Consider the following 18,379-nt stretch of genomic DNA (forward strand, 5'->3'; position numbering starts at 1 on the left):
CGCAGGCTTTTTTATGGGCGTAAATTACAGTACGGCGACAATCGCTTCGCACAGTGGCGCCATGTTGTCAGGCGTCATGCCTGCAACGTTTACGCGACCAGAGGCCACGGCGTACACGCCAAACTCTTCACGCAGACGCAGAACCTGCTCTTTGGTCAGGCCGCTGAACGAGAACATGCCGTTCTGTTTGATGATAAAGCTGAAGTCGCGGTCTGCGCCTTTCTCAGCCAGGGTGTTCACAAACAGCAGGCGCATGCGCTGAATGCGCTGGCGCATATCGTTCAGCTCTTGTTCCCAGATAGCGCGCAGCGCATCGTTGCTCAGGATAGTCGCAACAACAGACGCACCGTGTGCCGGTGGGTTAGAGTAGTTAGCGCGGATAACCGATTTCATCTGGCTGAACGCACGATCGACGGTCTCTTCGTTAGCAGCAACCAGCGTACAGGCGCCTACGCGCTCATTGTACAGACCGAAGTTCTTGGAATACGAGCTTGCGACAATCAGCTCCTGATGCACGGCTGCAAACGCGCGCAGGCCTTCGGCATCTTCTTCCAGACCACGAGCGAAGCCCTGATAGGCAAAGTCAAACAGCGGCAGCCAGCCTTTTTCTACGGACAGCTTCGCCAGGTGTTCCCACTGCTCAAGCGTTGGATCGATGCCGGTTGGGTTATGGCAGCAGCCGTGGAACAGCACCACGTCACCCGCCTGCGCTTCGCTCAGGCTCGCCAGCAGGCCGTCAAAGTCGAGAGAGTGATTGGCCGCGTCGTAGTAAGCGTATTCACGCACTTCCAGACCCGCGGAGTTAAACACGCTCTTGTGGTTAGGCCAGCTTGGGTTGCTTACCCATACGCGCTTCACAGAGGTGTTTTTCGCAAGGAAATCCGCCGCCACGCGCAGCGCACCGGTACCGCCTGGGGTCTGTGCTGTACGGGCACGTTTGTCACTCACAATTGCGCTGCCTTTACCGAACAGCAGCTCCTGGGTGCAGCGACCAAATTCAGGGATACCATCAATACCGAGGTAGTTCTTGGTGGTTTCGTTTTCCAGCAGATACTGCTCAGCTTTCTTAACGCTGGTCAGTACCGGAGTTTTGCCGGTTTCATCTTTATATACACCAATACCCAGGTTGATTTTGCCAGGGCGGTCGTCGGCACGAAACAGATCGGCCAGGCCCAGAATAGGGTCGGCAGGAGCGGCGGTAATGTTCTCAAACATGACGAAGTTCCATTGTGATTACAGAAGTGAAATCCGCTATCAGGTTAACGGTAGATTTACAAAATGCCAACCGTTTGCGACGAAAAGCGTGCGGCTTTTCAAAAGTCGCCATTATTTTCTGTCACGCATAAAAAAACAGGGCCGAAGCCCTGTTCATTAAGCATATAACAAAGTGGTGTTCTGATTAGAACTGGTAGGTTACGCCCACAGCAGCCATATCGTCGTTGCCGTTCAGACCGCCAACAGCTTTCGCGTAGTCGGAGTCTTTGTCCAGCAGGTTGATGTAGTAGTCAGCCCACACGTTGAAGTTTTTGTTGAAGTAGTAAGTGGTACCAACCTGGATGAATTTAGCCAGGTCTGCATCGCCACCGCTGAAGCCATTGACGGCAGCCAGGTCTTTACCTTTGGTCTGCACGTAGGAGATTGCTGGACGCAGGCCGAAATCGAACTGGTACTGAGCAACCACTTCGAAGTTCTGCGTTTTGTTAGCGAAGCCAGCGTCACCGTTAGAACCGGTACGGGTGGTGTTACGGGTTTCTGCATAGGTGGTTGCCAGGTAGATGTTGTTAGCGTCGTATTTCAGACCAACACCCCATGCTTCAGCTTTATCACCTTCCCCATCAGCTTTCTGGTTCAGAGTACGGTTAGCGTTGCTGTAAGATGCGATTGCACCGAAGCCTTCGCCGAAGTCGTAACCCAGAGAGTAGCCTACGCCGTCACCGTTAGAGGTTTTAACGTCAGAACGGTCGTTTTTGCCCTGGTACTGAACGCCCAGGCTCAGGCCGTCAACCAGACCGAAGAAGTTGCTGTTACGGTAGGTAAGCAGACCGGTGCTGCGGCTGGTCATAAAGTTATCAACATAGTTACCGCCCCAGGTCATACCTGAGAAGGACGGCGCCATATCGGTGTATGATTCTACGTCGTAAACGATACCGTAGTTACGACCGTAGTCGATGCTGCCAGCATCGCCCGCTTTCAGGCCAGCGAATGCCAGACGGTTTTTGTTAGTCTGAGTACCATTTTCAGCCTGGTTGGCCAGGAAACGGTATTCCCACTGGCCGTAACCGGTCAGCTGGTCGTTGATCTGAGTTTCGCCTTTGAAACCGATCTGCGCGTAGGTAGCGTCGTTATTGTTGGTGTTATCACCGGAAGTCACGAAATCGTGCTCGGCGTTAACTTTCCCGTAGAAGTCCAGTTTGTTGCCGTTCTTGTTATAGATTTCTGCAGCGTTAGCTGCACCGGCTACCAGCAGGGCAGGGATTACCACTGCCAGAATATTGCGCTTCATCATTATTTATTACCCTCATTGGTTTTTTTATGACACTCGCCACTGCCGTCAATAAATTCTGTCAATAAATATTTCCGGAACTATTGATGAGAGTTTGGTGTCTTTATGTATCTGACAGGCATCTTTCCATTCGCCGAAGCGTTTCGCTAGCCTGAAAGTGCTACAATTCTCAAGATTAAGTAACCAAAAGAAATTATGTGTAACTAAATGTGTATTTTTGGGAACTTTGTGAACCACCTCAAACTTCAGAGCGACCTGGCGAATTAAGCGACAGGGCATATCCTATATATATGAATTCCTTATGATTAATTTGGATAAAGGCATTTCATATAAACAGACGCTAAACGACTCATTTTTTCTTATGGCTTTAAAAGGCCTTCCGGACGGCTGAAAAAGTGGTTGAAATTTGTGCTAATGCCCGAAGGTGTAATAATCGCAATAATAATGGGGTTTATTTTTTGTGGCTGGATGTTTCGCGGAAACAAAACGTAACAGGTAGTGGTTGTGACGGGGATAAGGTTTAAAGACGCTGACTTTACGCTGACGAAAACTGACAATACAGAATAAAATAATGGCCAGCATCTGCTGGCCATTTTAGTTTTTTACCGATTAGAAGCTGGCGTTACGTGGAGTACGTGGGAACGGGATCACGTCGCGTACGTTCTGAACACCGGTAACGTAGGCAATCAGACGCTCGAAGCCCAGACCAAAACCGGCGTGCGGTACGGTACCGTAACGACGCAGATCGCGGTACCAGCTGTAGTCAGCTGGGTTGAGCCCCATCTCTTCCATACGCGCGTCCAGCACGTCAAGACGTTCTTCACGCTGAGAGCCACCGATGATTTCACCGATGCCCGGCGCCAGGACGTCCATCGCTGCCACGGTTTTACCGTCTTCGTTAAGGCGCATGTAGAAGGCCTTAATGTCTTTCGGGTAGTTTTTAACGACAACCGGCGCTTTGAAATGTTTCTCGGCCAGATAGCGTTCGTGCTCAGACGCCAGGTCAACGCCCCAGTAAACCGGGTTCTCGAACGTCTCACCGCATTTCTCGAGGATCGCCACCGCGTCGGTATAGTCCACCTGCGCAAAGTCGGCAGAGACGAAACGCTCCAGACGCGCCACAGCATCGCTGTCTACGCGTTCTGCGAAGAATTTCATGTCGTCAGGACGTTCTTCCAGCACCGCTTTGAACACATACTTCAGCATCGCTTCCGCCAGACCCGCAACATCGTCCAGATCGGCGAAGGCCACTTCCGGCTCCAGCATCCAGAATTCCGCCAGGTGACGGCTGGTGTTGGAGTTTTCGGCACGGAAGGTTGGGCCAAAGGTGTAGATCTTAGACAGCGCACAGGCGTACGTTTCGCCGTTGAGCTGACCAGATACCGTCAGGAAAGCTTCTTTACCAAAGAAGTCTTTGTCATAGTCCACTTTACCTTCCGGCGTGCGCGGCAGGTTTTCCATGTCCAGCGTCGAGACGCGGAACATCTCACCGGCACCTTCCGTATCGGACGCGGTGATCAGCGGGGTAGACACCCAGAAGTAGCCCTGCTCATCGAAGAAACGATGCAGCGCCTGCGCCAGCGTATGACGCACGCGCGCCACCGCACCAATCAGGTTGGTACGCGGACGCAGGTGGGCGACTTCACGCAGATATTCGATGCTGTGACGTTTTGCAGCCATCGGATAGGTGTCCGGATCTTCAACCCAGCCGGTGACTTCAATCGCAGAAGCCTGAATTTCGAAGCTCTGGCCCTGGCCCGGTGATGCCACAACCACGCCGGTAACAATTACGGAGCAACCGGTTGTCAGGCGCAGAACGTCATCATTGTAATTGGGCAGAGAATTATTAATGACGGCCTGTACAGGATCAAAGCAGGAACCGTCATAGACGGCAAGGAAGGAGATGCCAGCTTTAGAATCTCGGCGGGTACGCACCCATCCGCGCACGGTGACTTCCTGGTCAACGGCGACACGGCCCTGGAGTACGTCGGCTACAGGCACAACGCTCATAATATTCTCTCTGTTAATAGTCGGAAAAAATAAACACTTGTCCACCCTTATGGGGGGATATCTATGTTACCTGCCATCCGCTATCAGACAAGTAAATTTCGCAGTCAAAAGAGAAGAATTGAGAAATAAATAAGAAGAGGGGAGCCTTGAAGGCTCCCGTAAGCGCTTAACTGGCTTTTTTGATCTGGGGAAGATCGAACGCTTTACGCAGTGCGCGGACAAACGCTTTGTCATGGCAGATGGTTTTGCCCGGGCTGTCGGAGAGTTTTGCCACCGGCTTGCCGTTACATTCCACCAGTTTGATGACGATATTCAGAGGTTTTACCTGAGGGATATCGCAGGTCAGACGGGTACCGATCCCGAAACTCAGGTTCACTCGGGTGTTGAAATGGCGGTAGAGTTCGACCGCTTTCGCCAGGTCGAGATTATCGGAGAAGACCAGAACCTTGCTCATCGGGTCAATGCCGAGTTTCTCGTAATGGGCAATGGCCTTCTCGCCCCATTCAACCGGATCTCCGGAGTCGTGGCGTAATCCCTGGTAACGCTCAGCGAACTCGGGACCAAAGTCGCGCAGGAAGGCATCCATCGTAATACAGTCGGTGAGGGCGATCCCGAGCTGATTCGGGTACTCCTCAAGCCATGCGGCCAGTGCCGCACGCTGGCTGTTAGCCAGGTCAGGGCTGATCTGCTGATGCGCCTGGAACCACTCGTGTGCCTGGGTGCCCATCGGCGTCAGGTTGAGGCGGCGTGCCAGATCGTAGTTACTGGTGCCAACGAACCACGGCTCCTGCTGCAGACGTTTAACAATGGCCTCCTGAACGTCACGCGAGAAACGGCGGCGGGTGCCAAAGTCCATCAGGCGGAAGCGGGACATGTCCAGCCCTGCGGTCAGCGTGGAGAAGTCAGCGAGCTTGTTTTCCAGCGAGGTGACCGCCTGCGCTACGCCCGTTTCCGGTGAACGGTAGCGGTGAGCCAGTTCACTGATCACCGCCAGAAGCGGCACTTCCCACATGATCACTTCCCGCCACGGACCTTCAAGGCGAATATCCAGCTTGCCGTTATCGTTAACCACGGTGACCTGTTCCGGCTTATAGCGGAAATCGCGCAGCCAGTTCAGGTAGTCGGCTTTGAAGAAAGGCAGGCCAGAAAGCCACTGATATTCCTCGTCCTGCAGCGTCAGATGCTGCATAGCACTGACCTGTTCACGAATGGCGTCCGCGTAGATACCGAGCAAGTCGTCGCCACGGCAGCGGAATTCCGCCGCGACATGAACGTCATAGTAATGGTGGAAAACGGCTTGCTGCATATGCAGTTTATACGCGTCGGTATCCAGCAACGTATGCAGAACTGGAGAAGCGAATTGAGTCATAGGTGCGCAGTAGCATCCTCTCACAGGAGCGTTTAGTACAATAAACAACTCCGGAGTATACCTTGTTTAGTGATTTATTGAACCCCGATCACAACATAAGCGCGTTTTATGGTCGAGGGCATTTTGTGCCCCGTGTTATACAAATGTAGCAAAAAAGGGTGTTGACCCTGAAAAGATGAACATTCTGCATAGCGCGTTTTGCGCAACAGGAATATATTGAAACGTTACTCGACAAACGATGCATAAGGTTTTCTATGACACAACAGCCACAAGCCAAATACCGCCACGACTACCGTGCGCCGGATTATCTGATTAGCGAAATCGATCTGACTTTTGACCTGGATGCCACTAAAACCGTTGTCACGGCGGTGAGTCAGGTGACGCGCCACAGCGCAACTGCCGTGCCGCTGCGTCTGGATGGCGAAGACCTGACGCTGGTCTCCCTGCATATTAATGATGAAGCCTGGTCGGACTATAAAGAAGAAAACAACCAGCTGGTCATCGACAACCTGCCGGAACAGTTTACGCTGCGCATCGTGAATGAGATCAGCCCGGCCGCCAATACCGCGCTGGAAGGGCTGTACCAGTCTGGCGTGGCGCTGTGCACCCAGTGTGAAGCGGAAGGGTTCCGCCACATTACCTGGTATCTCGACCGCCCGGATGTCCTGGCGCGCTTCACCACCAAAATCATCGCCGATAAAACCCTGTATCCCTTCCTGCTCTCCAACGGCAACCGCGTAGGTGAAGGCGAGCTGGAGAACGGTCGTCACTGGGTTCAGTGGCAGGATCCATTCCCGAAACCGTGCTACCTGTTTGCGCTGGTGGCGGGCGATTTCGACGTGCTGCGCGACACCTTCAAAACGCGCTCAGGCCGCGAGGTGGCGCTGGAGCTGTTTGTTGACCGCGGCAACCTGGACCGCGCGCCGTGGGCGATGACCTCCCTCATCAACTCCATGAAGTGGGACGAAGAGCGCTTTGGCCTCGAATATGACCTCGACATCTATATGATCGTCGCCGTTGATTTCTTCAATATGGGCGCAATGGAGAATAAAGGCCTCAACGTCTTTAACTCCAAATACGTGCTGGCGCGTACCGATACCGCCACCGATAAAGACTACCTCGATATCGAACGTGTCATCGGCCACGAATATTTCCACAACTGGACCGGCAACCGCGTCACCTGCCGCGACTGGTTCCAGCTGAGCCTGAAAGAGGGCCTGACCGTCTTCCGTGACCAGGAGTTCAGCTCCGATCTGGGTTCACGCGCGGTAAACCGCATCAACAACGTGCGTACCATGCGCGGCCTGCAGTTTGCGGAAGATGCCAGCCCAATGGCGCATCCGATCCGCCCGGATAAAGTCATCGAAATGAATAACTTCTACACCCTGACGGTGTATGAGAAAGGCGCTGAAATTATCCGCATGATCCACACCCTGCTGGGGGAAGAGAACTTCCAGAAAGGGATGCAGCTGTACTTCGAGCGTCATGACGGCAGCGCGGCCACCTGCGACGATTTTGTGCAGGCGATGGAAGATGCCTCCAATGTCGATCTTTCCCACTTCCGCCGCTGGTACAGCCAGGCCGGTACGCCGATTGTTACCGTCAAAGACGATTACAATCCGGAAACCGAGCAGTACACGCTGACCATCAGCCAGCGCACGCCGCCGACGGCGGAGCAGGAAGAGAAATATCCGCTGCATATTCCGTTCAGCATTGAGCTGTACGATAACGAAGGCAAAGTCATCCCGCTGCAGAAGGGCGGCCACCCGGTACACCACGTGCTGAACGTGACCCAGGCCGAACAGACCTTTATCTTCGATAACGTCTACTTCCAGCCGGTGCCTGCGCTGCTGTGTGAGTTCTCCGCGCCGGTGAAGCTGGAGTACAAGTGGAGCGATCAGCAGCTGACGTTCCTGATGCGTCACGCGCGTAACGACTTCTCCCGCTGGGATGCCGCACAAAGCCTGCTGGCGACCTACATCAAGCTCAACGTAAACCGTCATCAGCAGGGCCAGCCGCTGTCGCTGCCTGTTCACGTAGCTGACGCGTTCCGCGCAATCCTGCTGGATGAGAAGATTGACCCGGCGCTGGCCGCTGAAATTCTGACCCTGCCGTCAGCGACTGAAATCGCGGAGTTGTTCGAAATTATCGATCCGATCGCGATCGTGGCGGTGCGTGAAGCGCTGACCCGTACGCTGGCTGCTGAACTGGCGGACGAGTTCCTGGCTATTTATAACGCCAACAAGCTTGACGCTTATCGCGTTGAGCATGCGGACATTGGTAAACGTTCTCTGCGCAACACCTGCCTGCGCTATCTGGCGTTTGGTGAAACCGAGCTGGCGAACACCCTGGTGAGCAAGCAGTATCACGAAGCGGATAACATGACCGACGCGCTGGCCGCGCTGGGCGCAAGCGTTGCCGCTGAACTGCCGTGCCGTGATGCGCTAATGCAGGAGTACGACGACAAGTGGCATCAGGATGGCCTGGTGATGGACAAGTGGTTCATCCTGCAGGCGACCAGTCCGGCGGCCGATGCGCTCAGCAACGTACGCAGCCTGCTGAAGCATCGCTCCTTTACCCTGAGCAACCCAAACCGCGTGCGTTCGCTGATTGGCGCGTTTGCCAGCAGCAACCCGGCCGCGTTCCACGCCGAAGACGGCAGCGGTTATCAGTTCATGGTGGAAATGCTGACCGAGCTGAACAGCCGTAACCCGCAGGTGGCGTCGCGTCTGATTGAGCCGCTGATCCGTCTGAAACGCTACGATGCGAAGCGTCAGGCGAAGATGCGTGCCGCGCTTGAGCAGCTGAAAGGGCTGGAAAACCTGTCTGGCGATCTGTACGAGAAGATTGCTAAAGCGCTTGCCTGATGTAAAAGCCCGGTGGGCAGGTAAAAGCAAAACGGCAACCTCGGTTGCCGTTTTTAGTGTTTACTCCCTCTCCCCGTGGGAGAGGGCCGGGGTGAGGGCATCAGGCATTAGCCTTAGCCCGTTCTAACTCCGTACCCCCCCGTTTCATCACCCGATCCAGCACTTCCGCTTCCAGCTCCGCCAGTCTTGCCGAGCCCACGCGACGAGGCCGCGGAAGATCCACCGTCAGATCCAGACCTATTTTCCCTTCCTCTATTAACAGCACCCGGTCAGCCATGGCGACGGCTTCGCTCACGTCATGCGTCACCAGCAGTACCGTAAAGCCGTGCGCCTGCCAGAGGGATCCAATCAAATCCTGCATTTCGATTCGCGTCAGGGCGTCGAGCGCGCCCAGCGGTTCATCGAGCAACAGCAGGCCCGGACGGTGAATCAACGCCCGCGCCAGCGCCACGCGCTGCTTCTGTCCACCCGAAAGGGCAGCAGGCCATTCATCGGCTCGATTTTCCAGCCCAACGGCGGCCAGCGCCTGGCGGGCTTCATCCCGCCAGTTGCCCTTAAGACCGAGCCCGACGTTGTCGATAACCGTTTTCCACGGCAGCAGCCGCGCGTCCTGGAACATCATGCGGGTATCGTCCTGAATATTCGCAAGCGGCGTTGTCCCTGCCAGAATGTCGCCGCCGTTGGGGGCTTCCAGTCCGGCCAGCAGCCGTAGCAGCGTACTCTTGCCTCCGCCGCTGCGCCCGACGACGGCCACAAACTGTCCGGCGGGAATATGCAGATCCAGCCCGTTAAGAATGGTGTTTTCGCCGTAGCGTTTGGTGACGCCGTTCAGCAGTAACGGGGTCCCCTGATTCAGTCGTGCAGTATTCATGCTTTCGCCTCCTGAAGGGTATAGGCCGGGTTCCAGCGCAGCCAGCTGCGCTCCAGCCACTGGGCGCTGACGTCAGCGAGTTTGCCGAGCAGGGCATAAAGGATAATGGCAACCACCACCACGTCCGTTTGCAGGAATTCGCGGGCGTTCATCGCCAGGTAGCCAATCCCGGAGTTAGCTGAAATGGTTTCCGCCACAATCAGCGTCAGCCACATCAGGCCGAGCGCAAAACGCACCCCGACCATAATGGAGGGCAGGGCGCCCGGCAGAATGACATGAATAAAGAGGGAAAAACCCGATAAGCCGTAGCTGCGCGCCATCTCCACCAGACCGCGATCGATATTGCGGATGCCGTGCCAGGTATTAATGTAGATCGGGAACAATGTGCCCAGCGCCACGAGGAAGATCTTGGCACTCTCATCAATTCCAAACCACAAAATGACCAGCGGGATCAGCGCCAGATGCGGCACATTACGCAGCATCTGAATGGAGGTATCCAGCAGCCGCTCGCCCCAGCGGGAAAGGCCGCTGATCAGGCCCAGAACCAGACCGATACTGCCGCCGATGGAAAACCCAATCACGGCGCGCCAGGAGCTGATCGCCAGGTGCTGCCACAGCTCTCCGCTCACGCTCAGCGACCAGAACGCTTCTACAACGCCCTCCGGAGAGGGCAGAATTCGGCTCGACAGCCAGCCGGTAGACGATGCGAGCTGCCAGAGCGCCACAATGCCGACGGGTAAAAACCACGGCGCGGCGCGCAGCAGCCATTTTTGTGAGGTGGCAGACATGGTCACTCCTTAGCTCTGTGCGGCTTTGCGTGGAATGAATTCGTTCGCCACGGCTTCGCCCTGAAGCTGAAGCCGCTGCGGCTGCGGAACCTCCGGAATGGCGACATCCAGATGTGGGAACAGCAGTTCGCCCACCTTGTACGCCTCTTCCAGATGCGGATAACCGGAGAGAATGAAGCTGTCGATGCCCAGTTCGGCGTATTCATTAATGCGCGCGGCCACGGTTAGGCCGTCGCCGACCAGCGCAGTGCCCGCGCCGCCGCGTACCAGACCGACGCCCGCCCACAGGTTCGGGCTGATCTCCAGGTTCTCGCGCTTGCCGTTGTGCAGGGACGCCATTCGGTGCTGCCCGACGGAGTCGGTTTTGGCAAACGCGGCCTGGGCTCTGGCGATCGTTTCATCATCCAGATGGGAGATCAGACGGTCCGCCGCCTGCCAGGCTTCTTCATTGGTTTCGCGCACAATCACGTGCAGGCGAATGCCGAAGCGCACCTTGCGGCCATGGGCGGCCGCCTTAGCGCGAACCTGAGCAATTTTTTCTTTCACCAGCTCCGGCGGTTCGCCCCAGGTCAGATAGAGATCGACCTGCTCTGCTGCCAGATCCTGCGCCACATCCGACGATCCGCCAAAATAGAGCGGCGGGCGCGGCTGCTGCACCGGCGGGAAGTAGAGCTTCGCGTCGCGAACGTGAATATGCTTGCCTTCAAAGGTGACGGTTTCCCCTTCCAGCAGACGTCGCCAGACGCGGGTGAACTCGGCGGAGGCTTCGTAGCGTTCGGTATGGTCGAGGAACACGCCGTCGCCCGCCAGCTCCTGCGGATCGCTACCCGTCACCAGGTTAAACAGGGCGCGGCCGTTGGACAGTCGGTCCAGCGTTGCCGCCTGACGTGCCGCCACGGTAGGGGAGACGACGCTCGGGCGTAACGCGACCAGGAACTTCAGGCGCTGGGTGACCGGGATCATCGACGCGGCGACCAGCCACGCATCTTCACATGACCGTCCGGTTGGTATCAGCACCCCGGTGAAACCGATTCGGTCCGCCGCCTGCGCAATCTGCTGCAGGTAGCCGTGGTCAACCGGGCGCGAGCCCTCTTCTGTACCAAGATAGTGTCCATCACCGTGGGTGGGTAAAAACCAGAAAAGATTCAGACTCATGATTTAGCTCCTTCTTTGCCTGCGGGCTGCCAGATGCGTTCGCGAATAGTGACCTGTTTTGGTACCAGGTGGTTTTGATAGAAGAGATCAGCCGTTTGTTGCTGAAGCGCGGCGACGTGCGCGTCCACGGGCGTAATAGTGGTGGGTGGACGGTGGTTGAGATAGCTCGCGATCACCGGCTCAGGTAAGCCCATGGTTTTCGCCAGCAGGGCAATGCTCTCCTGACGCTGGCTCTGAGTCAGGGCATCGGCCTGGGTAAAGGTATCCAGCACGCCCTGAATAAATGCGCCGTTCTTTTCCGCATAAGGGCGCGCGGCCAGATAGAACGAACCGGTCTGCTTCAGCGTGGTACCGTCTTTCAGCACGCGAACGCCGCCCTGCAGCAATGCGGCAGAGTAGTACGGATCCCAGATGGCCCAGGCATCAACGTTCTTCTGCTGGAACGCGGCGCGCGCGTCGGCAGGCGTCAGGTAAACAGGCTGAATGTCAGTGAACTTGAGCCCGGCCTCTTGCAGGGCACGCAGCAACAGGTTGTGTGAGCTGGAACCTTTCTGGAATGCGACCTTATGGCCTTTGAGGTCGGCGACGCTTTTGATATCGCTGTTTTCTGGCACGAGGATCACCTCGGCCTTCGGCTTGGGCGGCTCAACGCCGACATAGACGAGGTCCGCTCCCGCCGCCTGGGCGAAAATAGGGGGAATATCGCCCGTGCTGCCGAGATCGATACTGCCAACGTTCAGGGCCTCCAGCATCTGCGGGCCGGCCGGGAACTCTACCCAGGAGAATTTGGTGTCCGGGAAGCGTTTTTCCAGAAGCTGGTGGCTTTTTGCCAGCACCATGCTGACGCTGCCTTTCTGATAGCCGATACGTAAGCTTTCCGGAGCCGTTTCTGCGGCATGGGCCAGCGAGGTAAGCGCCATCAAACCGGCCAGTCCGATGCGGGTTAAGGTTTTAAACATGTGCGACTCCTTGAGGCTGACCAAACGCCGGCGCCTGGATATCCCGGCGATGCAGGGCATGCCAGAAGGTTTCCAGAGCAGTATCGAGGCGGGTTTGCAGGTTTGGCGTAAAGTGGGGTTTGTGCTGATAGTCGATGACCTGGGAGTCATCGGCGAAAACGCCGTGGAGGATCTCCTGCGCTTTCAGCGCGTTCAGCACCGGCTTCAGGGCGTAATCCACGGCCAGTAAATGAGCAACCGTACCGCCCGTTGCCAGCGGCAGCACGACTTTGCCGTCCAGCGCGCGTTCCGGAAGCAGATCGAGCAGGGTTTTCAGCGCTCCGGAAAAAGAGGCTTTATAAATGGGCGTTGCCACAATTAAGCCGTCAGCGCCGTTAAGCTGCTCGATGAGCGTTTTAAGCGCTGGGCTGTCGAAACGGGCGTAGAGCAAATCTTCAGGTTCGAAGTTATGCAGGTTCCAGTGGCACACTTCCACATCCAGAGCATTGAGTTTTTCACGGGCATATTCCAGCAGGGCGCTGGAGCGCGAAGGGAATCGTGGACTTCCGGCCAGGGTAATGACGCGCATACTTCCTCCTTATAACTAATTGTTTGCTTTTATCTAATATTCATAACAATTTTAAGGAGTGTGACACCGCGCGTTTATTCCACTAAATGATTTATCTGCAATTAAAATGCGAAAAAGTGCATAAGAAATAGACGGTGAGGTAAACGATTGCGTTTTACGCCGATTTTTTGCCGCAGGTCAATTCCCTTTCGCGCCGGGATCGCCCATAATCCCCTCCCGGTTTGCACACCGGGAATCCAGGAGAGTTCATGTACTACCCCTTCGTTCGTAAAGCCCTTTTCCAGCTCGACCCTGAGCGCGCTCATGAATTTACATTCCAGCAATTACGTCGTATTACCGGAACGCCTCTGGCCGCGCTGGTGCGCCAGCATGTTCCGGTAAAACCTGTGCAGTGCATGGGGCTGACCTTTAAAAATCCGCTGGGTCTGGCGGCCGGTCTGGATAAAAATGGCGAGTGCATTGATGCCCTGGGCGCGATGGGCTTTGGCTCCATTGAAATCGGCACCGTCACCCCGCGCCCGCAGCCGGGAAATGACAAGCCGCGCCTGTTCCGACTGGTGGAAGCCGAAGGGCTGATCAACCGCATGGGCTTCAATAACCTCGGTGTTGATCACCTCGTTGAGAACGTTAAAAAAGCCCACTTTGACGGAATACTCGGCATCAATATCGGCAAAAATAAAGACACGCCGGTCGAGCAGGGTAAAGATGACTACCTGATTTGTATGGAAAAAGTCTACGCCTATGCCGGTTATATTGCGGTGAATATTTCTTCACCCAATACTCCAGGCCTGCGTTCCTTACAATATGGCGAAGCGCTGGACGATCTTCTGAGTGCCATTAAAAATAAGCAAAATGAACTTCAGTCGATCCACCATAAATATGTTCCGGTCGCGGTTAAGATCGCCCCGGATCTTTCTGCCGAAGAATTGATCCAGGTTGCCGACAGTTTGGTTCGCCATAATATTGATGGTGTTATTGCGACCAATACCACCCTCGATCGTTCCCTCGTGCAGGGAATGAAAAACTGTGACGAAGCGGGTGGGTTAAGTGGACGTCCGGTACAATTAAAAAGCACCGAAATTATTCGCGCCCTGTCTGCGGAATTAAATGGGCGTTTGCCGATTATTGGCGTCGGCGGCATTGACTCCGTGATTGCTGCGCGCGAGAAGATGGCGGCGGGTGCGTCGCTGGTGCAAATCTATTCCGGCTTTATTTTTAAAGGGCCGCCGCTGATTAAAGAAATCGTTACGCATATCTAATCTTTTCTCTTAATCAGACAACCAGGGCTTTATTTCCAGCCCTGGTTGTTTTATATTCCGTCACTGTTGCTTATTTAGACATTATAGTCTTTTATTAATGGTGTTATAAACGAAGCGGCGATCGGGACATTTTTAGTACAGGACGTTTCGGGGACGGGAGAGAAACATGCGAATTAAACCTGACGATAACTGGCGCTGGTATTTTTGCGACGAGCATGACCGAATGATGCTCGACTTAGCCAATGGCATGTTGTTTCGCTCTCGTTTTGCCCGCCGAATGTTAACCCCGGACGCCTTTTCCCCGTCAGGCTTTTGCGTTGATGACGCTGCGCTTTATTTCTCCTTTGAGGAAAAATGTCGCGATCTGATGCTCTCGAAAGAGCAGCGCGCCGAGCTGGTATTAAATGCGCTGGTGGCTATCCGCTTCCTGAAGCCGCAAATGCCAAAGAGCTGGCATTTCCTGCCGCACGGCATGAACTGGACTCCGGCAACGGGCGATGCGGCGAGCGTCAATCTGAGCGATACCGCAGAAGAGGTGAGCCTGCTGGTGGTGGAGCCTGGCGAAAATGCCGCGCTCTGTTTGCTGGCCCAGCCCGGCGTGACGATTGCCGGGCGGACGATGCAGCTTGGGGATGCCATTAAGGTGATGAACGACAGGCTGAAGCCCCAGCTTCGCGTAGATTCCTTTAGCCTCGAGCAGGCGGTTTAAGCTTCCAGCTGTACGGACGTTTTCGGGACGCAGCTACAGCACAGAATTGTGCCGTCATTTCCAATTGCCGATTTTTTCAACGCACTCACTTCGCCATCCACCAGCCTGATGCGGCAGCATCCGCAAATTCCCGCGCGACAGGAATAGGGGATGCGGATCCCTGCTTGTTCCAGCTGCTCAAGCAACACCTGCTGGTTGTTACCCCGGATGACGTTACCCTGCCAGTGAATATCTACCGCAGAGGCGACATTTGTCACAACGTCGACCATTTCTTCTTCCTGACCTGAACCGTACACTCTTGCAGGCCCTCGGGCGAGCACTTCTACCTCATCACCGACGCGGATCGCGCCGCTGGAGCGCGGGATCAGGTTCTGGCCGAAATCGACATCGCCGTTATCCTGCGCGGTGCGGAATGACTGCAGCGTCTTCAGCGGTTCGCCGGAAGGGTGCTTCTGGCCTTTCTCCGGGCTGACCGTCGTGAAAATGCAGCGGCTGCAGGGCTTCACCACGTCAAAAATGACGCTGCCAATGCGGATCACTTTCCAGGTATCTTCTTCCCATGCCCCGGCACCCGTCACCACCAGATTCGGACGGAACTGTTCCATCTGAACGCTGGCTTTGCAACGGCCTTGTAAATCACGCAGCGAGGCTTCGTTAGTCAGCAGGAACGGGAAGCCATCGGCGAAGGAGAGGGGAACGGCGTCGTGGCGCTTCACGCGACGCGTCAGTTCAGGCCCAACCCAGCGCAGCTGCACGTCGCGGGAGAAGAAAACGCTCAGCCAGCGGTTAATTTCATCCGGGGCTATGCGCGCGGTAAAATGATTGCCCCACACTTCCGTTGGCGCATCGACAGGCGCAAAATCAGCAAAGCGAATAACCGCACTGGAGCCGTCCGGCGCGGTCAGGTGCAAACCGTCATGAAGCGGGGAAGGGGTAAAGCGAACCATCTGAGGGAACTGGCGTGCGGTAATGAACGTGCCGTCAGGCTCGGTGACCATAAAAATACGATCGAAGGCAAATCCGCTCATGTCGGCCAGCGCGTGAGAGACGCCGATGCCGCGCATGGATTTCACTGGATGAATAAAAAGCCTGGATAACGTCGCCACTGCACACTCCCACAAATGAAAATAAGCCTTCAACTTTATGACATACACGCCATATTAGCTATAATGCGCGACAATTTTCTAAGAGTAAAAGTGACGATATGAATTCTCTGTTTGCCAGTACGGCCCGTGGGCTGGAAGAGCTGTTAAAAACTGAACTGGAAAGCCTGGGCGCGCAAGAGTGCCAGGTGGTTCAGGGTGGTGTCCATTTTGAGGGCGACACGCGGCTTATTTACCAGAGCCTGATGTGGAGCCGTCTGGCGTCGCGCATCATGCTGCCGATGAAGGAGTGCAAGGTCTATAGCGACCTGGATCTCTATACCGGCGTACAGATGATCGACTGGACAGAGATCTTCACGCCCAATGCCACCTTTGCGGTGCATTTCAACGGCGTGAACGACGAGATTCGCAACAGCCAGTACGGTGCCCTGCGCGTAAAGGACGCCATTGTGGACTGCTTCACGCGTAAAAATAAGGAACGTCCGAACGTCGATCGCGAAAATCCGGATCTGCGTATTAACGTCTGGCTGAACGGCGACACGGCGAGTATCTCCCTCGATCTGAGCGGCGCGGGGCTGCACCTGCGCGGCTACCGCGATCGTACCGGTATGGCACCAATTAAAGAAACCCTGGCCGCCGCCATTGTAATGCGCTCCGGCTGGCAGCCGGGCACGCCGCTGCTCGATCCGATGTGTGGTTCCGGTACGTTGCTGATTGAAGCGGCCATGCTGGCAACCGACCGCGCGCCGGGGCTGCATCGCGGTCACTGGGGCTTCAAAGGCTGGGCACAGCATGACGAAGCGATCTGGAAAGAGGTCAAAGACGACGCGCAGACCCGCGCGCGCAAAGGTCTGGCAGAGTACACCTCCCACTTCTACGGTTCGGACAGCGACCCGCGCGTCATTGAACGCGCGCGCAGCAACGCCCGTCGCGCCGGTATCGGCGAGCTGGTCACCTTCGAGGTGAAAGACGTGGCAAACCTGACCAACCCGCTGCCAAAAGGCCCGTACGGTACCGTGATCAGCAACCCGCCATACGGCGAGCGTCTGGACAGCGAACCGGCGCTGATTGCCCTGCACAGCCTGCTGGGCCGCAATATGAAGGACTACTTCGGCGGCTGGAATCTGTCGCTATTTAGCGCCTCGCCGGAGCTGCTGAGCTGCCTGCAGCTGCGTGCCGATCGCCAGTTTAAGGCGAAAAACGGCCCGCTGGACTGCGTGCAGAAGAACTATCATCTGGCGGAGAAGGCGGCGGACAGCAAGCCGTCCGGCGTGGCGGAAGATTACGCCAACCGCCTGCGCAAGAACCTGAAGAAATTTGAGAAGTGGGCGAAGCAGGAGGGCATTGAATGCTATCGCCTGTACGATGCCGACCTGCCTGAGTACAACGTGGCGGTTGACCGCTACGCGGACTGGGTGGTGATTCAGGAATATGCTCCACCGAAAACCATTGATGCGCAAAAAGCGCGTCAGCGCATGCTGGACGTCATTGCTGCCACCATCGCCGTGCTGGGTATTGCGCCAAACAAGCTGGTGCTGAAAACGCGTGAACGTCAGAAAGGCAAAAATCAGTACCAGAAGATGGGCGAGAAGGGCGACTTCATCGAAGTGGGCGAATACAACGCGCGCCTGTGGGTCAACCTGACCGACTATCTGGATACCGGCCTGTTCCTCGACCACCGTATCGCCCGCCGCATGCTGGGCCAGATGAGTAAAGGCAAGGACTTCCTGAATCTCTTCTCTTATACCGGCAGCGCCAGCGTGCATGCCGGTCTGGGCGGCGCACGCAGCACCACCACGGTGGATATGTCCCGCACCTATCTTGAGTGGGCGGAGCGCAACCTGCGTCTTAACGGGCTGACCGGACGTCAGCACCGACTGATGCAGGCCGACGTGCTGGGCTGGCTGCGCGATACTGACGAGCAGTTCGACCTGATCTTCATCGATCCGCCGACCTTCTCCAACTCCAAGCGTATGGAAGATAGCTTTGATGTACAACGCGATCACCTGCGCCTGATGACCGACCTGAAGCGCATGCTGCGTAAGGGCGGCACCATTATGTTCTCGAACAACAAACGCGGCTTCCGTATGGATCATGACGGCTTAGCAGCCCTGGGACTGAAAGCACAAGAAATCAGCCAAAAAACGCTGTCTCAGGACTTTGCCCGTAACCGTCAAATTCATAACTGCTGGTTGATTACCGCGGCCTGAAAGGAAAT

The 18,379-nt window shown here is 55.8% G+C and carries 14 protein-coding genes; 4 read left to right on the plus strand and 10 right to left on the minus strand.

The features are described from left to right. Window positions 1-24: 24 nt before the first annotated feature. The 4 genes from aspC to pncB form a co-directional block, all read right to left on the minus strand. Complete coding sequence (aspC, locus tag V1587_RS09985) at window positions 25-1,215, minus strand: aspartate transaminase (RefSeq protein WP_047346900.1); 1,191 nt, start codon at window positions 1,213-1,215, stop codon at window positions 25-27. A gap of 184 nt (window positions 1,216-1,399) precedes the next feature. Continuing rightward, window positions 1,400-2,506, minus strand: a complete 1,107-nt coding sequence (locus V1587_RS09990; protein ID WP_371898402.1) for a porin — start codon at window positions 2,504-2,506, stop codon at window positions 1,400-1,402. Window positions 2,507-3,112: 606 nt separating this feature from the next. Further along, complete coding sequence (gene asnS / locus V1587_RS09995; RefSeq protein WP_029739509.1) at window positions 3,113-4,513, minus strand: asparagine--tRNA ligase; 1,401 nt, start codon at window positions 4,511-4,513, stop codon at window positions 3,113-3,115. A gap of 166 nt (window positions 4,514-4,679) precedes the next feature. After that, window positions 4,680-5,882 (minus strand): nicotinate phosphoribosyltransferase, encoded by a 1,203-nt coding sequence (gene pncB / locus V1587_RS10000; protein ID WP_371898401.1) that lies wholly within the window; start codon window positions 5,880-5,882, stop codon window positions 4,680-4,682. 254 nt (window positions 5,883-6,136) lie between these two features. Between pncB and pepN the strand changes: the two genes are divergently transcribed. Continuing rightward, complete coding sequence (pepN, locus tag V1587_RS10005; RefSeq protein WP_371898400.1) at window positions 6,137-8,749, plus strand: aminopeptidase N; 2,613 nt, start codon at window positions 6,137-6,139, stop codon at window positions 8,747-8,749. A gap of 100 nt (window positions 8,750-8,849) precedes the next feature. Here pepN and ssuB read toward each other — a convergent pair whose 3' ends face one another. The 5 genes from ssuB to ssuE are packed head-to-tail and all read right to left on the minus strand — an operon-like array spanning window position 8,850 to window position 13,090. Next, complete coding sequence (gene ssuB, locus V1587_RS10010) at window positions 8,850-9,620, minus strand: aliphatic sulfonates ABC transporter ATP-binding protein (protein ID WP_371898399.1); 771 nt, start codon at window positions 9,618-9,620, stop codon at window positions 8,850-8,852. Further along, window positions 9,617-10,408 (minus strand): aliphatic sulfonate ABC transporter permease SsuC, encoded by a 792-nt coding sequence (gene ssuC / locus V1587_RS10015; RefSeq protein ID WP_023311016.1) that lies wholly within the window; start codon window positions 10,406-10,408, stop codon window positions 9,617-9,619. The genes ssuB and ssuC overlap by 4 nt, the downstream gene beginning before the upstream one ends. Before the next feature lie 9 nt (window positions 10,409-10,417). Next, window positions 10,418-11,563: an FMNH2-dependent alkanesulfonate monooxygenase gene (gene ssuD, locus V1587_RS10020; RefSeq protein ID WP_371898398.1), complete on the minus strand. Its 1,146-nt coding sequence runs from the start codon at window positions 11,561-11,563 to the stop codon at window positions 10,418-10,420. Further along, window positions 11,560-12,522 (minus strand): sulfonate ABC transporter substrate-binding protein, encoded by a 963-nt coding sequence (locus V1587_RS10025; protein ID WP_165556925.1) that lies wholly within the window; start codon window positions 12,520-12,522, stop codon window positions 11,560-11,562. The genes ssuD and V1587_RS10025 overlap by 4 nt, the downstream gene beginning before the upstream one ends. Beyond that, complete coding sequence (gene ssuE / locus V1587_RS10030) at window positions 12,515-13,090, minus strand: NADPH-dependent FMN reductase (RefSeq protein WP_023335146.1); 576 nt, start codon at window positions 13,088-13,090, stop codon at window positions 12,515-12,517. Before ssuE ends, V1587_RS10025 begins: the two co-directional genes overlap by 8 nt. Before the next feature lie 248 nt (window positions 13,091-13,338). Here ssuE and pyrD point away from each other — a divergent pair, with 248 nt between their 5' ends. Continuing rightward, window positions 13,339-14,349: a quinone-dependent dihydroorotate dehydrogenase gene (gene pyrD, locus V1587_RS10035; RefSeq protein WP_371898397.1), complete on the plus strand. Its 1,011-nt coding sequence runs from the start codon at window positions 13,339-13,341 to the stop codon at window positions 14,347-14,349. 166 nt (window positions 14,350-14,515) lie between these two features. Further along, window positions 14,516-15,058: a cell division protein ZapC gene (gene zapC / locus V1587_RS10040; RefSeq protein ID WP_371898396.1), complete on the plus strand. Its 543-nt coding sequence runs from the start codon at window positions 14,516-14,518 to the stop codon at window positions 15,056-15,058. Here zapC and V1587_RS10045 read toward each other — a convergent pair. After that, the gene (locus V1587_RS10045; RefSeq protein WP_371898395.1) at window positions 15,055-16,164 is read right to left on the minus strand and encodes a YcbX family protein; all 1,110 of its coding nucleotides are present in this window, start codon (window positions 16,162-16,164) and stop codon (window positions 15,055-15,057) included. The genes zapC and V1587_RS10045 overlap by 4 nt on opposite strands. A 98-nt stretch (window positions 16,165-16,262) precedes the next feature. Between V1587_RS10045 and rlmKL the strand changes: the two genes are divergently transcribed. Then, entirely contained in the window at window positions 16,263-18,371 is a 2,109-nt protein-coding gene (gene rlmKL, locus V1587_RS10050; RefSeq protein WP_371898394.1) for a bifunctional 23S rRNA (guanine(2069)-N(7))-methyltransferase RlmK/23S rRNA (guanine(2445)-N(2))-methyltransferase RlmL, read from the plus strand. Window positions 18,372-18,379 lie beyond the last annotated feature (8 nt).

Origin of the sequence: Enterobacter sp. ECC-249, assembly GCF_043965265.1 — a bacterium.
Lineage (GTDB): Bacteria > Pseudomonadota > Gammaproteobacteria > Enterobacterales > Enterobacteriaceae > Enterobacter > Enterobacter quasiroggenkampii.